The following is a 247-nucleotide window of genomic DNA, read 5'->3' on the forward strand; positions in this document are numbered from 1 at the left end:
GTCCAGCACCACGGTACGGTGCGCCAGCGCGGTCACTTCGTTACCCACCGCATCGTGGCTGACCAGCGTCACCACCACCGTATTTTTACCTTCCTTCAGCGTGCCAACCGGCACTGCCACTTCGTAGCGCAGTTCGCCGTTATCATCGACCACCGTTCCGGTAAAACTCTGCCCCTGTACACTGACGGTAACGGCATCCCCCGCTTTGGCATCGCCGCCTGCCACGCCGCTTATCAGCGTGGTCATG

General features: G+C 61.1%; 1 protein-coding gene. It reads right to left on the reverse strand.

Annotated elements, in window-relative coordinates:
* The coding region (locus tag OGY13_RS00035; protein WP_286593094.1) for an Ig-like domain-containing protein at positions 1–247 on the reverse strand (247 nt) is incomplete at both ends.

Source organism: Citrobacter sp. Cpo045 (genome assembly GCF_030332875.1).
Taxonomy (GTDB): domain Bacteria; phylum Pseudomonadota; class Gammaproteobacteria; order Enterobacterales; family Enterobacteriaceae; genus Citrobacter; species Citrobacter portucalensis.